Source organism: Thermosulfuriphilus ammonigenes (assembly GCF_011207455.1).
Lineage (GTDB): Bacteria > Desulfobacterota > Thermodesulfobacteria > Thermodesulfobacteriales > ST65 > Thermosulfuriphilus > Thermosulfuriphilus ammonigenes.
Window position 1 is genome coordinate 1542027 of record NZ_CP048877.1, and the last position, 13754, is coordinate 1555780.

The following is a 13754-nucleotide window of genomic DNA, read 5'->3' on the forward strand; positions in this document are numbered from 1 at the left end:
GAGACAAATTGTGGCTTGGGAGGTGAGCGTTTATGAGGATAGCCCAGGTGGCTCCGCTGCATGAAAGTGTGCCTCCAAAGCTTTACGGAGGAACCGAGAGGGTAGTTTCGTATCTTACCGAGGAGTTGGTAAAGATGGGACACGAGGTGACCCTCTTTGCCAGTGCTGACTCTGAGACAAAGGCTCGGCTTGTCCCCTGTGCCCCTCAGGCTCTGAGACTTAACTCTTCTTGCCAGGACAGATTAGCTCATCACATTCTTCAGTTAGAGAAAGTCTTTCAGATGGCCGAAGAGTTTGACATTATTCATTTTCATGTTGATTACATCCATTTTCCTCTGGTCAGACGGGGCCAGACACCGGCGGTGACCACCCTTCATGGTCGCCTGGATATCCCTGACTTGGTCCCTCTCTATCGGGAGTTTAGGGAGCAGCCGTTGGTCTCTATCTCAAACGCCCAGAGATTACCGTTACTCTGGGCCAACTGGAAGGCAACCGTCTACCATGGTCTCCCTAAAGATCTTTATTCTCCCTACCTAGAAAATGGTCAGTATCTGGCCTTTCTGGGGAGGATATCCCCAGAGAAAAGGCCAGATCGGGCTATTCGTATTGCTGAGATGGCCGGAGTGCCCCTCAAAATTGCCGCTAAAATAGATGAAGCTGATCGTCCCTACTACGAGGAGGTCATTAAACCGCTGCTTAAAAGCCCCTGGGTAGAATTTGTAGGCGAGATTGGAGAAAAAGAAAAGAACGAATTTCTCGGCCGGGCAATGGCACTGGTTTTGCCCATTGACTGGCCAGAGCCTTTTGGGTTAGTGATGATCGAATCCCTGGCCTGTGGTACACCAGTGATTGCTTGGCGCTGTGGCTCTGTGCCCGAGATAATAGAAGATGGAAGGGTTGGTTTTATTGTTGAGACCTTGGAAGAGGCCGTAGAGGCAGTGGAAAAGATTCCATATATAGACCGAGTTGATTGTCGGAAATATTTTGAGAGTAGGTTCTCCGCTCGTCGGATGGCTCAAGAATATCTGGATGTCTATGAAATAGTAATTGGCGAGAGCTACCCTCTGCTCAAGGCGGTCTAGGTGGCCCATCAAGAGATTATTTGTGTCGAGAACCGTTTTTATATTCTTACTACCTCGGCGAGGATCGACGATCGCCCGCGGGTCCTCAAAGAGGGGGATACTTTTGCCATCTTTAATCGCTTCGGGGATATAGAGGCCCTAGGAAGTAACGATTATGGCCTCTTTCACGAGGGGACCAGGTTTCTTTCCAGACTCCGTCTGACTGTAGCTGGTCTAGCTCCTTTACTTTTGAGCTCTACTATTCGAGAGGACAATATCTTCTTCAACGTTGATTTGACCAATCCAGATATACTCTGTGAAGATAGACTGGAGATTCCCAAAGGGACGGTCCACCTCCTACGAACTAAATTTCTCTATCAGGGTTGTTGTTATGAACGACTTGAGGTTGAAAACTTTGGTCTTTGTGCCGTAGAGCTGGCCATTTCCTACTCCTTTGAGGCAGATTATGCTGATATTTTCGAGGTTCGAGGTCTTAAGAGGGCCCGGCGGGGGCGATTCTTCTCCCCAGAGGTGACCAGCGATGAAGTGGTCTTTTCTTATCAGGGCCTAGACGGAGTTAGACGAAGGACCAAGCTTCGTTTTGAGCCCTCCCCGGACACCCTCACGGCCAACGAGGCCCTCTTCCGTCTCTCTCTTCGTCCCCGAGAGTCCAAGACTATTTTTGTCTCCGTAGCCTGTTTGCGAGGGGAGGGCACCGTTGAAACCAGCTACCGGCAGGCGGCCCTAGAGGCCCGTTCTCGCTTGGTTGATTTTCGCCATCAGACCTGTGAAATTTACACCTCCAATGAGCAGTTCAATCGTTGGCTTCAACGTTCTTTCTCGGATATTTTTATCATGCTTACGCAGACCCCCTATGGTCTCTATCCCTATGCCGGTATTCCCTGGTTTAGCACTATCTTTGGCCGTGATGGCATAATCACTGCCCTGGAATGTCTCTGGATTAACCCGGAGATAGCCCGGGGGGTGCTCTCCTGCCTTTCGGCTACTCAGGCCCGGGAGATGGATCCAGAAGCTGATGCCGAGCCAGGCAAAATTGTCCATGAGATTCGCCTTAATGAGACCGCCGCTACCGGTGAAATTCCTTTTGCTTTTTACTACGGCACGGTGGATGCCACCCCATTATTTGTCCTTTTGGCCGGAGCCTATTATCAACGCACCCAGGACCTGGATTTTATCCGCCAGATTTGGCCTCACATTCTGTTGGCCCTGGAGTGGATCGAGAAGTACGGCGATCTTGACGATGACGGTCTGGTGGAATACGCCTCATCCGGGCCGGGTCTGGTCAACAAGGGCTGGAAGGATTCTCATGACAGTGTCTTTTATGAAGATGGCCGGCTAGCCGAGGGCCCCATAGCCCTGGTGGAAGTTCAGGGTTATGTCTATCAGGCTTGGCTATGGGGGGCGCGGCTGGCTTCGGCCCTGGGGGAGGAGTCTCTGGCCCAAAGACTCATGACCCAGGCTAAACTCCTGAGGCGCAGAATTAATAAGCTCTTCTGGTCTGAAGAACTGGGAACTTATGTCCTGGCTTTAGATGGTCAAAAACGACCTTGTCGGGTGCGAACTTCTAACGCCGGCCATCTCCTTTTTACCGAGGTGGCTGATGAGACAATGGCTCATCGGGTGGCTGAGCGACTCTTCCTGCCAGATTCCTTTTCTGGCTGGGGAATACGGACTCTTTCCACCCTTGAGGTCCGTTACAACCCCATGTCTTACCATAATGGTTCCATTTGGCCCCATGATAACGCTCTAATCGCTTACGGCCTTAAAAATTATGGCCTAAGAGGTCAATTTCTCAAACTGTTTGAGGCCCTGTTTGAGGCCAGCAATTTTTTTGAACTCCATCGTATGCCGGAACTTTTTTGCGGTTTCCCTCGCAGACCCCACGAGGGGCCTACGGCTTATCCTGTTTCCTGTAATCCTCAGGCCTGGTCAGCAGCTGTGGTCTTTTTTCTCCTCCAGGCCTCTCTGGGATTGCGCTTCGAAGAGGGGGGGATTCGCTTCTACCATCCCATACTGCCTGATTTTCTCGACCGGATCTGGATCAAAAATCTCTGGTTAGCCGGGGGGAAGGTAGATCTCCTGATCCGCAAACTCGATGGAGACGTGGTTATTAATGTTTTCAAGAAGAGAGGAGACTTTGAGGTGGTGGTTGTCAAATGACTTGGTTGGAAATCTGGGAGAAGAAGGGGCTCCCACCTACGGTGGCCTTTATCGGGCCTCATAATGTAGGAAAGACCAGTCTGGTCCTCAAGGTGGTTCGTACCTTAAGGGAGAGGGGCCATCAAGTAGGGGTTATTAAAACCACAAAAGAGAAAATAGCCCTTGATGACCCGAGCAAGGATACTGGCCGCTACCAGAAGATAGCCCAAAGGGTAGGCCTTCTTGGCCCAGAAGGGTTGCGTCTGGTGCTGAAGGAGTCTCCACCGCTGGAAGAGATTCTTTTCCGTTATTACGGAGATTGTGATTTAGTCATCGTCGAAGGCTTAAAATCCCATCCCTTTTTGCCCAAAATTGAGGTGGCCCGAAGGGAAGTTTCTTCAGATCTTCTGGCCCAAATTGTCCCGGGGGTGGTGGCTGTGGTGGCTGATTTTCCTGTTGCTGACCGGCCCTGCTTCTCCTTTGAAGATGTCGAAGGCCTGGCTTGTTTTATCGAAGAAGAGATTATGGCTCCCTTTAGAGAAAAAAAACACCTTGGTCTCTGGATAAATGGGTCTTCTGTAGAGCTTAAGTTCTTTATCCGCCAGATCACGGCTGATATTGTCTATGGAGTGGTCAAAAACCTTCGTCTCCCTGAGGCTCCGCGCTTGGTGGATATAAAGCTGAGGCTACCAGATTAACAATCAGCCCATGACGTTTTTGATATGTTCGACAAGTTCTTGGGCGTAGGCCTTTATTTCCGCAGGGTCTTCTCCTTCTACCATAACTCGATAGACCGGTTCTGTGCCCGAGGGTCGGATAACTATCCGGCCCCGATCGGTTAGTTTGGCCTCAAGTTGAGCCTTGAGTTGCATGAGACCAGGGATTTCTTCTGGTGGACGTCTCTCTTTTACGCGGACATTCAGCAGTACCTGAGGGTAGGTTTCCATTATCTGAGCCAGTTCGGAGAGAGCTCTCCCCTCTTTAATCATAACCGCCAAAAGCATTAAAGCGGCCAAGGTGCCGTCACCAGTAGTCATGTAGTCCAGAAAGATCAGATGGCCCGACTGCTCACCCCCCAGATTATAGCCTCCCTCTCGCATGGCCTCGACTACATAGCGATCTCCAACTTTGGTCCTTATGAGACGAACTCCCATCTTTTTGAGACAAACCTCAAGGCCCAGATTACTCATGACAGTGGCCACCACGGTGTTATTCCGAAGACGCCCTTCACGGACCATATCTCGGGCACAGATGGCCAGGATATGGTCGCCATCGACCACCTCACCGTATTCATCTACCACGATGACCCTGTCGGCATCACCATCTAAAGCGATTCCCATATCGGCCCTGGTCTCCCGAACCTTGGCCTGGACAACCTCCGGATAGAGAGCGCCGCAACGATTGTTGATGTTTATTCCGTCGGGCTCGACGCCCACTTTGATGACTTCGGCTCCCAGCTCCTCAAAGACAGCCGGAGCTACCCGATAGGCGGCTCCGTGGGCACAATCCAGGACAAGCCGCAGACCATCCAAGGTGTATTCCTTGGGGAAGGCCTGCTTTAAAAAGACTATGTAACGCCCCCGGGCGTCATCAATGCGAAAGGCCTTACCCACTCCGTCCCCGGTGGGGCGCTCCTGGTCCAGTTCGGGGCTTTCCATAAGGCGTTCAAGCTCGGCCTCTGTCTCGTCTGGGAGTTTGAAGCCATCACCAGAGAAGACTTTAATTCCGTTGTCTGGATAAGGGTTGTGAGAGGCGGAGATAACCACGCCGGCATCAGCCCGCATGCTGGAGGTCAGAAAGGCAATGGCCGGAGTAGGCATAGGGCCAACCAAAAGAACATTGGCCCCCATGGAGCATATACCCGAGGCCAGAGCGGTCTCTAGCATGTAACCAGAGAGTCTAGTGTCTTTGCCGATGAGGACGCGGTGATGTCCGCCGATCTTTTTAAAATAATAGGCGATGGCCCGTCCCAGTTTGAGGGCTGTCTCCGGAGTCATCGGAGGTTCGTTGGCCAGCCCCCGAATCCCGTCGGTGCCAAAGAGCTTTCTGTCCATGATCTGCCCCTTTCCAGACGGTTTTCTTGATGAGATGGAGGATATTTTGGGACTCTTGAGCTTTTTGGAGATAAACTTTGACCCTTGAGGGTTTGACAGATAAGAGCCGTAGCCTCTTATCTGGTAAGGCTATCTTAACTTCTCTCCAGTAGGTGCCTGGCTTCAGATTTTTAGTCTCCACCCAGGCCCTTATCTCCTTGGGTTCCAAATTTTTAAGAAGCCAGAGAGGACCAACCACTTTGATTGAGACTAGCGAAGGCTTCAGGACCACAGGCCTGTTGTCTCCCCCCAGACGGACAGGAACCTTAAAGATCTTTATCTCTTTAATCTCCTGAACAATTACCGTTACTGTTACCATCGGATCCCCTTTTACTACGGAGACATAAGGGGGGAGTTTGAGCCTTACCTGACGCTGAAAATTAGTGGTCATGTCTGAAAGATCCACCGCCTGAGTTTCCAAAACTTTGAGCTTTTCTAGGGTGGACTTGGGGCCTTCAACTTCAATTTTATCGGGATTGACAACGATCTTTTCCAGACGAAAACCATAAGGAAGCTGACCACTGGTGCGAACCTTGATCTTTAAGGTCTTATGGACCAGTCGGTCAAGGACAATTTCTATCTCCGAAGGGGTTATCTTAACTACTCGAACCCCGCGGGGCACCCGGATACTTTCGGGGGTTATCTGAATAAGAATCCTTCCGGGTTTGGCCTCCGAGAGATCTATGACTCTGGAGATCCTCTGACGGGAGAGCCCTTGGAGAAGACTTCGGGGGCCACTGACCCTGACCTTTATTTCAGCGGGAATATCGTTGATGATAATGGTCTCAGGTGGCAGGTTGACCAGCTCAAGGGCAACGTCAAGGGCCATCTCGGCGTTCTCCTCCCCCACCACCAGAAACCAGAGGACGATGGCGAAGACCAAAGAAAGGAGCTTAAGGACCCAGTCTTTCCCCAGCACGTCCTGCCACTTCATTAGAAAATCTTCCTCTTCCACCAGGGCTGGCTCTTGGGTGGCCCCATGCCCAGAAGGTTAAGAAGCATGCGCCTCAAAGTGGATTCATCGATGTCTGGAGTTATGTGCCCTCCTACAGCCAGGCTGATGGCCCCTCGTTCTTCGGAGACCACAATGGCCAAGGCATCAGTAAGTTCGGTGATTCCCAGAGCGGCTCGATGTCTGGTGCCTAGGTACTTGCTGACATTAGGATTGGTAGTTAGAGGGAGAATGGATCCGGCGGTAGCAATTCGTCCTTCTCGGATAATTACGGCCCCGTCATGGAGGGGAGAGGAGGGATTAAAGAGGCAGCAGATGAGCTCCCGATTGACCCGGGCGTCAAGGATGGTGCCAGTCTCGATATATTCCTTGAGGCCGGTTTCCCTTTCGATGACTATAAGGGCCCCTATGTAGCGGTCAGCCAGGGAGGTTACAGCCTTAATGATCTCTTCCATGACCTGGGAGCGCTCCACTCGGGCCTTTAAAAAAGGGGTTTGGCCCATTTGAGTCAGAGCTCGGCGAATATCGTCCTGAAAGACAATGATGATAAGTAGAACCAAAGAAGAGAGGAAGGTTCCCAATATCCAGTGGAGGGTTAAGAGCTCCAACTTGGCGGCCACGAAGTAGATAACCATAAGCACTCCGAGGCCAGCGACCATCTGCATGGCCCGTGTGCCCCGGATAATGAGCATCACCCGATAGATGAGAAAGGCAACGATGACGATGTCTAAGACGTCTTGCCAACGTAGCCTTTCCCAAAACTGGAGTAGTTTATCCATAAGAGGGACCTTTCCTGGCGGAAATGGTCTGAATTACGGCCAACAGATCCCTGGCCATAGCTACATTGTGGACGCGAAGGATATGGGCCCCCTGAAGTACAGACCAGGCTACGGCTCCCATTGTTCCGGCGTCACGTTCCTCTGGCGGCCGGCCGGTGATTTGACCAATGAAGGCCTTACGGCTTGGGCCTACCAGAAGGGGCCGACCCAGGCGAAGGAAGCGCTTGAGCTCTCTGAGGATGGTTAAGTTGTCCTCAAAACGTTTGCCGAAACCAATTCCAGGATCAAGGATGATCTTCTCCAGATCTATGCCCGAGGTGGTTAAGGTCTCCAGGCGTTCTTTAAAGAAGGCCTCTATTTCTCCGAGAACGTCATCATAGTGAGGAGAGAGCTGCATGTCCCGGGGGCGGCCCTTCATATGCATGACCACCACCGGAACTTCCCTTTCCCGGGCCAGAGAGATCATTTCCGGTTCAAAACGGAGCCCACTTATGTCATTTATGATGTCCGCTCCGGCATCAAGGGCAGCCTCGGCCACCTGGGCCTTGTAGGTGTCTATAGAGATGGGGATATGGGGCAGGTGCTGACGGATCAGGACAATGGCCGGAATAACTCGGGTTAATTCTTCTTCCAGTGGAACCGGGTCGGCAAAAGGGCGGGTGGACTCACCACCAATGTCCAAAATATCGGCTCCGGCGGCTACCAACCTCTTGGCCTGCTCAAGAGCCGACTGGGGCTGGAGATACTTCCCTCCATCCGAGAATGAATCCGGGGTGACATTTACCACCCCCATAATGTAAGGTCTTGTCCAGTCAAGGTGGAGGCGCCCCCACTTGAGAGGTTTCACTGTGTTCCTTTCTGTTTTAGTACTAAACGGAGCCCAACTATGGGCGGACTTCCTAAGCTGCCTGTGGCGTGGCTCCTGTTTCTCGCATGATCTCGTCTATGGCCTTGGCGTCCAGAGTCTCTCGCTCAAGTAGGGCCTTGGCCAACTGATGCAGGGTGTTGATATTCTCCTCCAGGAGCCTCTTGGTCTTCTCGTAACAATCAGTGACCAAACGGCGAATTTCGTTGTCGATCTGGACAGCAGTAGTCTCACTATAGTCTTTGTGGTGGGCTAGCTCTTTACCCAGGAAGATGTGTTCATCTCGTTTGCCAAAGGACACAGGTCCCAAGGTCTCACTCATGCCCCACTCGCACACCATTTTTCGGGCCAGTTCCGTGGCCCGCTCAATGTCATTGCCAGCCCCAGTGGTGATCTGGTTGAGCACCAGCTCCTCGGCAGCCCTTCCTCCAAGAAGGATCATCAGGCGCTTAATGAGGTAGTCTTTGGGGTAGGTGTGACGTTCATCTAAGGGAAGCTGTTGGGTCAGGCCAAGGGCCTGACCACGGGGAATAATGGTTACCTTATGGAGGGGATCCGTTCCCGGCAGGAGTTTGGCTACCAGGGCGTGTCCGGCCTCATGATAGGCTGTAATTCTTTTTTCTTCCTCGCTGATGATCATGCTCTTGCGCTCTCGTCCCATGAGAACCCTGTCTTTGGCCTCTTCAAACTCTTCCATGCTTACTTTTTCTTTACCTTTGCGGGCGGCCAGAAGGGCGGCCTCGTTGACCAGGTTTTCCAGATCGGCGCCCGAAAATCCCGGAGTTCCACGAGCAATAAGGGAGATGTTGACATCTTCGGCCAGGGGGACCTTCTTAACATGAACCTTGAGGATTTCCTCTCTTCCCTTGACATCCGGGGCGGGGACTACTACCTGGCGATCAAAGCGACCAGGCCGTAAAAGGGCGGGATCTAAGACGTCAGGGCGGTTGGTGGCGGCAATGACAATGACTCCTTCATTGCTTTCAAAGCCATCCATCTCCACCAGAAGTTGATTTAAGGTCTGCTCCCGTTCATCGTGCCCTCCACCAAGACCTGCCCCTCGATGACGTCCTACGGCGTCAATTTCGTCGATAAAGATGATACAAGGGGCGTGTCTTTTGGCTTGGGTGAAAAGATCTCTTACCCGGGCTGCTCCTACTCCGACAAACATTTCCACAAAATCCGAACCGGAGATACTAAAGAAGGGAACACCTGCCTCCCCGGCTATGGCCTTGGCTAAAAGGGTCTTACCGGTACCCGGAGGTCCAACCAAGAGGACTCCCTTGGGAATTCGACCCCCGAGTCGGGTAAACTTTTTGGGGTCTCGAAGAAACTCAATGATTTCCGAGACTTCCTCTTTGGCTTCTTCCACTCCAGCCACGTCTTTGAAGGTAATCTTTATCTGCTGACCAGTAAGCATCTTGGCCCGGCTTCGGCCAAAAGAAAGAGCCTTGCCTCCCCCCACCTGCATCTGACGCATGAAGAAGATCCAGACTCCCACTAACAGGAGCATAGGAAACCACGAAATAAGTAAGGTTACATACCAGGGAGTTTCCTCTTGGGGCTTAACATTGATCTTTACTTGAGCCTCTTTAAGAAGATTTATAAGACCGTCATCTCGGGGGGCTACGGTGTGGAACCGCTTCTTATTGGTCAAAAAACCGTCTATTTTATCCCCCTGGATAATAACTTCTTCTACCTCACCCTTCTCTACCAGAGAAATAAACTCGCTGTAAGGGATCTCTACCCCCTTGGGTTTAGGCTGGTTAAAGATATTAAAAAGAAAAACCATAATTATGGCTATTATGAGCCACAGGCTAAGATTCCGATAAAAGGACGACAAACTCATTTCCTCCTTAAGCTACCATAATTCGTCGGCCTTAAACTTCTCTATTATTGAAACGGCCCCCGAGCCGCAAATCATTAAAGGCCTTTAAAGGACAAAATTCCAAGAAACAATTTAATAAGTATTATTGTCTTTTGGCAATAGGCGAAATTTTATTATCTCCTGAGTCTCTGTCTTTACCCGGGCCCTTTCGGCTGGTCGCAGAGGAAGGACAGCCAGAATCTGTCCCTGACTGACCACTACCGGGTAGAGGTTGCGCCTTTCTCGATCTATTCCGCAGTCAGCCAAGAAACGAAAAACTTTTTTCTCTCCCGGGCCCCCCAGAGGGTGGAAGCGGTCCCCGGGGCGGGGAGAGCGGACGGTTATCGGAAAGACCACCTGCCGGGCATCAAGGATGACCTCTGTCTCTTGGGGATGGTAGAGCCCGTCTTTCTGTCTTTCTACCTGGAGGGTCAGTCCTTCTTTGAGGAGGTAGTGGCCGGGGCCAGGGACCAGGAGCTCAAAGGGTTGTGGAATTGGTCTTGGGGGCGAAAAAAGAAGCCCTTCTTTGGTCTTTCGGATCCTTAATCTTCCCAGATGGAGGCCTGGTCCGGGAGAGGAGCTTGCAAAAATATCTTCAATCATCTCTAGATGCCGAAAGCCGGCCTTGGTCTGCGGAGCCAGTTCTCGGATAAGGGCCAGATAAAATCTCCTTCTGAAAGCCAGGGGTTCGTGAAGGGCTTCCCTCTTGAGAAGGAGTCCTTGATGGCCTTCCCTAAGGTATTTTTTGAGACGTTTCCTGGTCTCTTCCCTTAAAAATTGTTCCTCTTCGGAGAGGATCTCTGCTGTCTGCCAAAGAGTTTCTTTCATGCGAGGATTGAATCGTTTCTCTAGATAAGGGATCAAATCAAGACGAATTCGGTTGCGCAAAAAACGCCGGTCCCTGTTGCTGGGATCCTCACAAAAGGAAAGCCCCCTGGCCTTCAGGTACTCTAGTATTTCCGCCTTAGTTACTCCCAGAAGTGGCCGGACAAAAGGATGTCGTCTGGCCGGGATGCCAGCCAAACCTCCTCGTCCCGCCCCCCGGATGAGACGGATAAGAATTTCTTCGGCCTGGTCGTCATATGTGTGACCTAAGCAGATAAGGTCATACCCTCCTTTTTGGGCCGCAGTTTGGAGGAAACGATAACGCAGTTCCCTGGCTCCTTCTTCCAGAGAGAGCCCCCTTTGACGACAGAATGTTCTTGTGGCCGCTGCTCCTAAGATGAAAGGTAATTTTCTTTGAACGGCTAAATTTTTGACGAAAAGGGCCTCCTCCCGGGCCTCAGGCCTAAGACCGTGATGAAAGTGAGCTACTGCCAGCTTTAGATCCCAGGGCTCTTTGAGACGGCAGAGAAGATCAAGCAAGGCTACAGAATCAGGTCCTCCTGAGACAGCCAGAAGAATTTGATCTTTCGGCCTGAAGAGTTTCTTTTTCCGGATAAAGCCCTTTACTTTTGGAAGAAGATCCACCTTTAATGAACTATGGCCTCTATGGTTTCTCGGTTGTGCAGAGGCCAAGCCTCATCGGCCAGTCTCTTAAGCTCCCCCCGGATCTGCGTCAAGGGAGGTAATTCTGGAATGTCAGGGAGTTCCTGGGAAGGGGGCTTAAGAGGCGGGATGGCCAGAGATCTTTCCAGCTTCTCCCGGGCTCCCACCTCGCTCATTTCTTCTACCAGGCTGGTGCCTGTATTTAGGCGATCAAGCTCCCCCAAAAAGGATAGAATCTCGCTCAGGCTAAAGTTTTCTCCAAAGTGGCGAATTTCTTCATTTACCAGGGCTTCATGTCTTTTGAGTTCCGCCAAATCGGTTCTGTAGTGAGAAACATTACGGCGTAATCGCTGATAGATCTCCTGAAGGAGTTTGCGAAAACGTCCGTGACTGGTAAGACCCCAGACCTTAAGATCCCGAAAAAGACGTCGGCGGATGGTTTTGGATTGGGTGAGGTAGTCGTCATAAAAAATGGGTTCAGAGAGTCCGATTAGATGGGCAAATTTTTCTATTAGAGACCGGTCCTTGAGCATGATGTAGATACGGCATAGATCAGGGGCAATCTTCTCGTAGATCATTCTTTCCAGACGACGGGCCTCTTCCTTTAGGGTGGTGATATCTTCCTCAATCATCCGGCGATAGCCGAAGTATCTTTCGGCTATCTCCTTTTTGACCTGAGTCGTTAGACTTTCAACGATGTCGTTTTCCATGGCCTCTCCTTAAGAGGGGTTTAACGGAGGTGTCTTTGAAGCCAGAGTCGAAGATCATCTGCTCCAAGGGCACCGACGATTCGGTCCACCGCTTGACCGTCTTTAAAGAGGATCAGGGTGGGGATAGAGGTTATCCCTAGGTGTCTGGCAAGGTTTGGGTTTTCATCTACATTGAGTTTGCCCACTCGAAGACGGCCAACAAATTCTTTGGCCAAGCCTTCAAGTAGGGGGGCAATAAGGCGGCATGGTCCGCACCAGGGGGCCCAACAATCCAGGAGAAAAGGGAGGGGAGAGTCGGTAACCAGTCGGCCAAAGTTGGTCTCTGTAACCACTTCGACTTCTCCTCCTACGGGCAAGGGGGTACGACAGCGACCACAGACCGGTCGTTGATGAATCCTCTCCACCGGAAGGCGGTTTTTTACCCCACAGGCAGGACAACGAACAATGATCGTCTCCATGGTTTATCCCCTCCTGCTCGGTTCGGGACTTGTGTGCCAGCGATATATCAATGCCAGCGGAATCAGGCCCAAAGTAATCAAGCCAGATATGGCCAGAGGTGTTCCGTAACCGTATCTTTCTCCCAGAGGTCCGAAGATAAGAGAACCGATGAAGGACCCCAACATGATAGAGAAGGTAATTAATCCGGCGTTTCCTCCTATGCGTTCGATCCGAAACAATCTGGCTATCCCCACATAGGATACCACGGCAATGAATCCGTCTCCCAGACCATGGACAAGTCGAAAGGCCAAGGAGATAGGCACCTGAGGCCAGACCATTCCGATGTGGCCTACGCCGGAGGCAAAAAGTCCGGCTAAGGCCAGATGTTCGATAGCCAGGCCGCGATGAAGTAGCAATCCTCCTCCGACGGAGGCCAACCCTACGGTGGCAAACTCAGCGGACATATAAAGCCCCATTCCGGTAAGGGAAAGACCGAGGCTTTTGCGTAAAAATAAACCATAACTGGTAAACTCCGCTCCCCAATGGAGATAAAAAAGCAATAGCCAGAGGGCGAAGAAGACCACCGGTCGCCGGACAAAATCTTCCTGATAGGTGATTATTCGAAAGCGAACCGGAGTTGTTCGCGGTAGCCAAGGATAGAAGGCCAGCAGGAGGAGATAAAATCCGGCCACCGTCTTCAAGGTAAACACGAAGTCCAGTCGATCAAGGAGGACTCCTCCAAGGATTCCTCCCAGGGTAAACCCGGCCATTCGAGACCCGTTAAAGATACCAAAGCTTTTGCCTGTTCGTTCGGAAACAGTCTTAAAAAGGAGGGCGTCAAGGGCAATACGAAAGAGATTAAGCCCCAGGCCATAGATTAGAAAGGCCAAAAAATAGACAGTAAAGTGGCTTACTTGGGCCTGAAGGTAGATGGCCCCTCCAAGAAGAAGTAGAGCCAGAGCCACTAAATCGCGAGCCTTGAGGCGATCACTAGCCAGCCCAAAAGGGAAGGCGGTAATCAAGGTAGTGACACTCAGGGCCCCATAGAGGAGCCCTATCTGTTGACCAGAAAACCCCAGTTTGCCCTTAAGGTAAACGGGCATAAAAAAGTGCACGGTAGAGATGGCCAAGGCAGCAAGGGCCGATAATCCGGGAATAACGAGCATAGGGGAAGGGGGTGCAGATATCTTAGACAAAAGTTCTTCCTGAAGCTGATGTTTTTCCAAGGAAATACCCGGCCGCAGAGAGACTGTCAAACCAACTCAGGTCTTGATTTGTCTCCTGGTAGGATTTACTCTGCAAGATATGTTTAGGATGATTAATCTCCGGTCTCTATGGCAA

Annotated in this window: 12 protein-coding genes; 3 read left to right on the forward strand and 9 right to left on the reverse strand. The window is 51.4% G+C overall.

What is annotated here, in order from left to right:
- Nucleotides 1–32 precede the first annotated feature (32 nt).
- Genes G4V39_RS07490 through mobB form a run of 3 tightly spaced genes read left to right on the forward strand, consistent with a single transcriptional unit; the run spans nt 33 to nt 3919 of the window.
- Nucleotides 33–1082, forward strand: coding sequence for a glycosyltransferase family 4 protein (locus tag G4V39_RS07490; protein ID WP_166032336.1), 1050 nt, complete (start codon nt 33–35; stop codon nt 1080–1082).
- Nucleotides 1083–3242 (forward strand): amylo-alpha-1,6-glucosidase, encoded by a 2160-nt coding sequence (locus G4V39_RS07495; RefSeq protein WP_166032337.1) that lies wholly within the window; start codon nt 1083–1085, stop codon nt 3240–3242.
- Nucleotides 3239–3919: a molybdopterin-guanine dinucleotide biosynthesis protein B gene (gene mobB / locus G4V39_RS07500; protein ID WP_166032338.1), complete on the forward strand. Its 681-nt coding sequence runs from the start codon at nt 3239–3241 to the stop codon at nt 3917–3919. The genes G4V39_RS07495 and mobB overlap by 4 nt, the downstream gene beginning before the upstream one ends.
- Nucleotides 3920–3922: 3 nt before the next feature.
- On the opposite strand, the gene glmM is transcribed toward mobB, so the two are convergent.
- The 9 genes from glmM to G4V39_RS07545 all read right to left on the reverse strand — a co-directional run bounded on the left by glmM (nt 3923) and on the right by G4V39_RS07545 (nt 13579).
- Nucleotides 3923–5275 carry a phosphoglucosamine mutase gene (gene glmM, locus G4V39_RS07505; RefSeq protein ID WP_166032339.1) on the reverse strand — a complete coding sequence of 451 codons (1353 nt, stop codon included), beginning with the start codon at nt 5273–5275 and terminating at the stop codon, nt 3923–3925.
- The gene (locus G4V39_RS07510) at nt 5166–6248 is read right to left on the reverse strand and encodes a CdaR family protein (RefSeq protein WP_166032340.1); all 1083 of its coding nucleotides are present in this window, start codon (nt 6246–6248) and stop codon (nt 5166–5168) included. The genes glmM and G4V39_RS07510 overlap by 110 nt, the downstream gene beginning before the upstream one ends.
- Entirely contained in the window at nt 6248–7045 is a 798-nt protein-coding gene (gene cdaA / locus G4V39_RS07515; RefSeq protein ID WP_166032341.1) for a diadenylate cyclase CdaA, read from the reverse strand. Before cdaA ends, G4V39_RS07510 begins: the two co-directional genes overlap by 1 nt.
- Nucleotides 7038–7892 (reverse strand): dihydropteroate synthase, encoded by an 855-nt coding sequence (folP, locus tag G4V39_RS07520; RefSeq protein WP_246169638.1) that lies wholly within the window; start codon nt 7890–7892, stop codon nt 7038–7040. The genes cdaA and folP overlap by 8 nt, the downstream gene beginning before the upstream one ends.
- Nucleotides 7893–7944: 52 nt before the next feature.
- The gene (gene ftsH / locus G4V39_RS07525; RefSeq protein WP_166032342.1) at nt 7945–9753 is read right to left on the reverse strand and encodes an ATP-dependent zinc metalloprotease FtsH; all 1809 of its coding nucleotides are present in this window, start codon (nt 9751–9753) and stop codon (nt 7945–7947) included.
- 117 nt (nt 9754–9870) lie between these two features.
- Entirely contained in the window at nt 9871–11247 is a 1377-nt protein-coding gene (gene tilS / locus G4V39_RS07530) for a tRNA lysidine(34) synthetase TilS (protein ID WP_166032343.1), read from the reverse strand.
- A gap of 2 nt (nt 11248–11249) precedes the next feature.
- On the reverse strand, nt 11250–11975 hold the full coding sequence (locus tag G4V39_RS07535) for a hypothetical protein (protein ID WP_166032344.1): 726 nt from the start codon (nt 11973–11975) through the stop codon (nt 11250–11252).
- Between the two features lie 20 nt (nt 11976–11995).
- Nucleotides 11996–12433 carry a thioredoxin gene (trxA, locus tag G4V39_RS07540; protein WP_166032345.1) on the reverse strand — a complete coding sequence of 146 codons (438 nt, stop codon included), beginning with the start codon at nt 12431–12433 and terminating at the stop codon, nt 11996–11998.
- A gap of 3 nt (nt 12434–12436) precedes the next feature.
- Nucleotides 12437–13579: an MFS transporter gene (locus G4V39_RS07545; protein ID WP_166032346.1), complete on the reverse strand. Its 1143-nt coding sequence runs from the start codon at nt 13577–13579 to the stop codon at nt 12437–12439.
- Nucleotides 13580–13754: the final 175 nt, after the last annotated feature.

What these genes read in the sequence shown, in the direction of transcription:
- G4V39_RS07490 (WP_166032336.1), top strand. Translation starts at nt 33, where the DNA reads ATGAGGATAGCCCAGGTGGCTCCGCTGCATGAAAGTGTGCCTCCAAAG.
- mobB (WP_166032338.1), top strand. Translation starts at nt 3,239, where the DNA reads ATGACTTGGTTGGAAATCTGGGAGAAGAAGGGGCTCCCACCTACGGTG.
- glmM (WP_166032339.1), bottom strand. Translation starts at nt 5,275, where the DNA reads ATGGACAGAAAGCTCTTTGGCACCGACGGGATTCGGGGGCTGGCCAAC.
- G4V39_RS07510 (WP_166032340.1), bottom strand. Translation starts at nt 6,248, where the DNA reads ATGAAGTGGCAGGACGTGCTGGGGAAAGACTGGGTCCTTAAGCTCCTT.
- cdaA (WP_166032341.1), bottom strand. Translation starts at nt 7,045, where the DNA reads ATGGATAAACTACTCCAGTTTTGGGAAAGGCTACGTTGGCAAGACGTC.
- G4V39_RS07535 (WP_166032344.1), bottom strand. Translation starts at nt 11,975, where the DNA reads ATGGAAAACGACATCGTTGAAAGTCTAACGACTCAGGTCAAAAAGGAG.
- trxA (WP_166032345.1), bottom strand. Translation starts at nt 12,433, where the DNA reads ATGGAGACGATCATTGTTCGTTGTCCTGCCTGTGGGGTAAAAAACCGC.
- G4V39_RS07545 (WP_166032346.1), bottom strand. Translation starts at nt 13,579, where the DNA reads ATGCTCGTTATTCCCGGATTATCGGCCCTTGCTGCCTTGGCCATCTCT.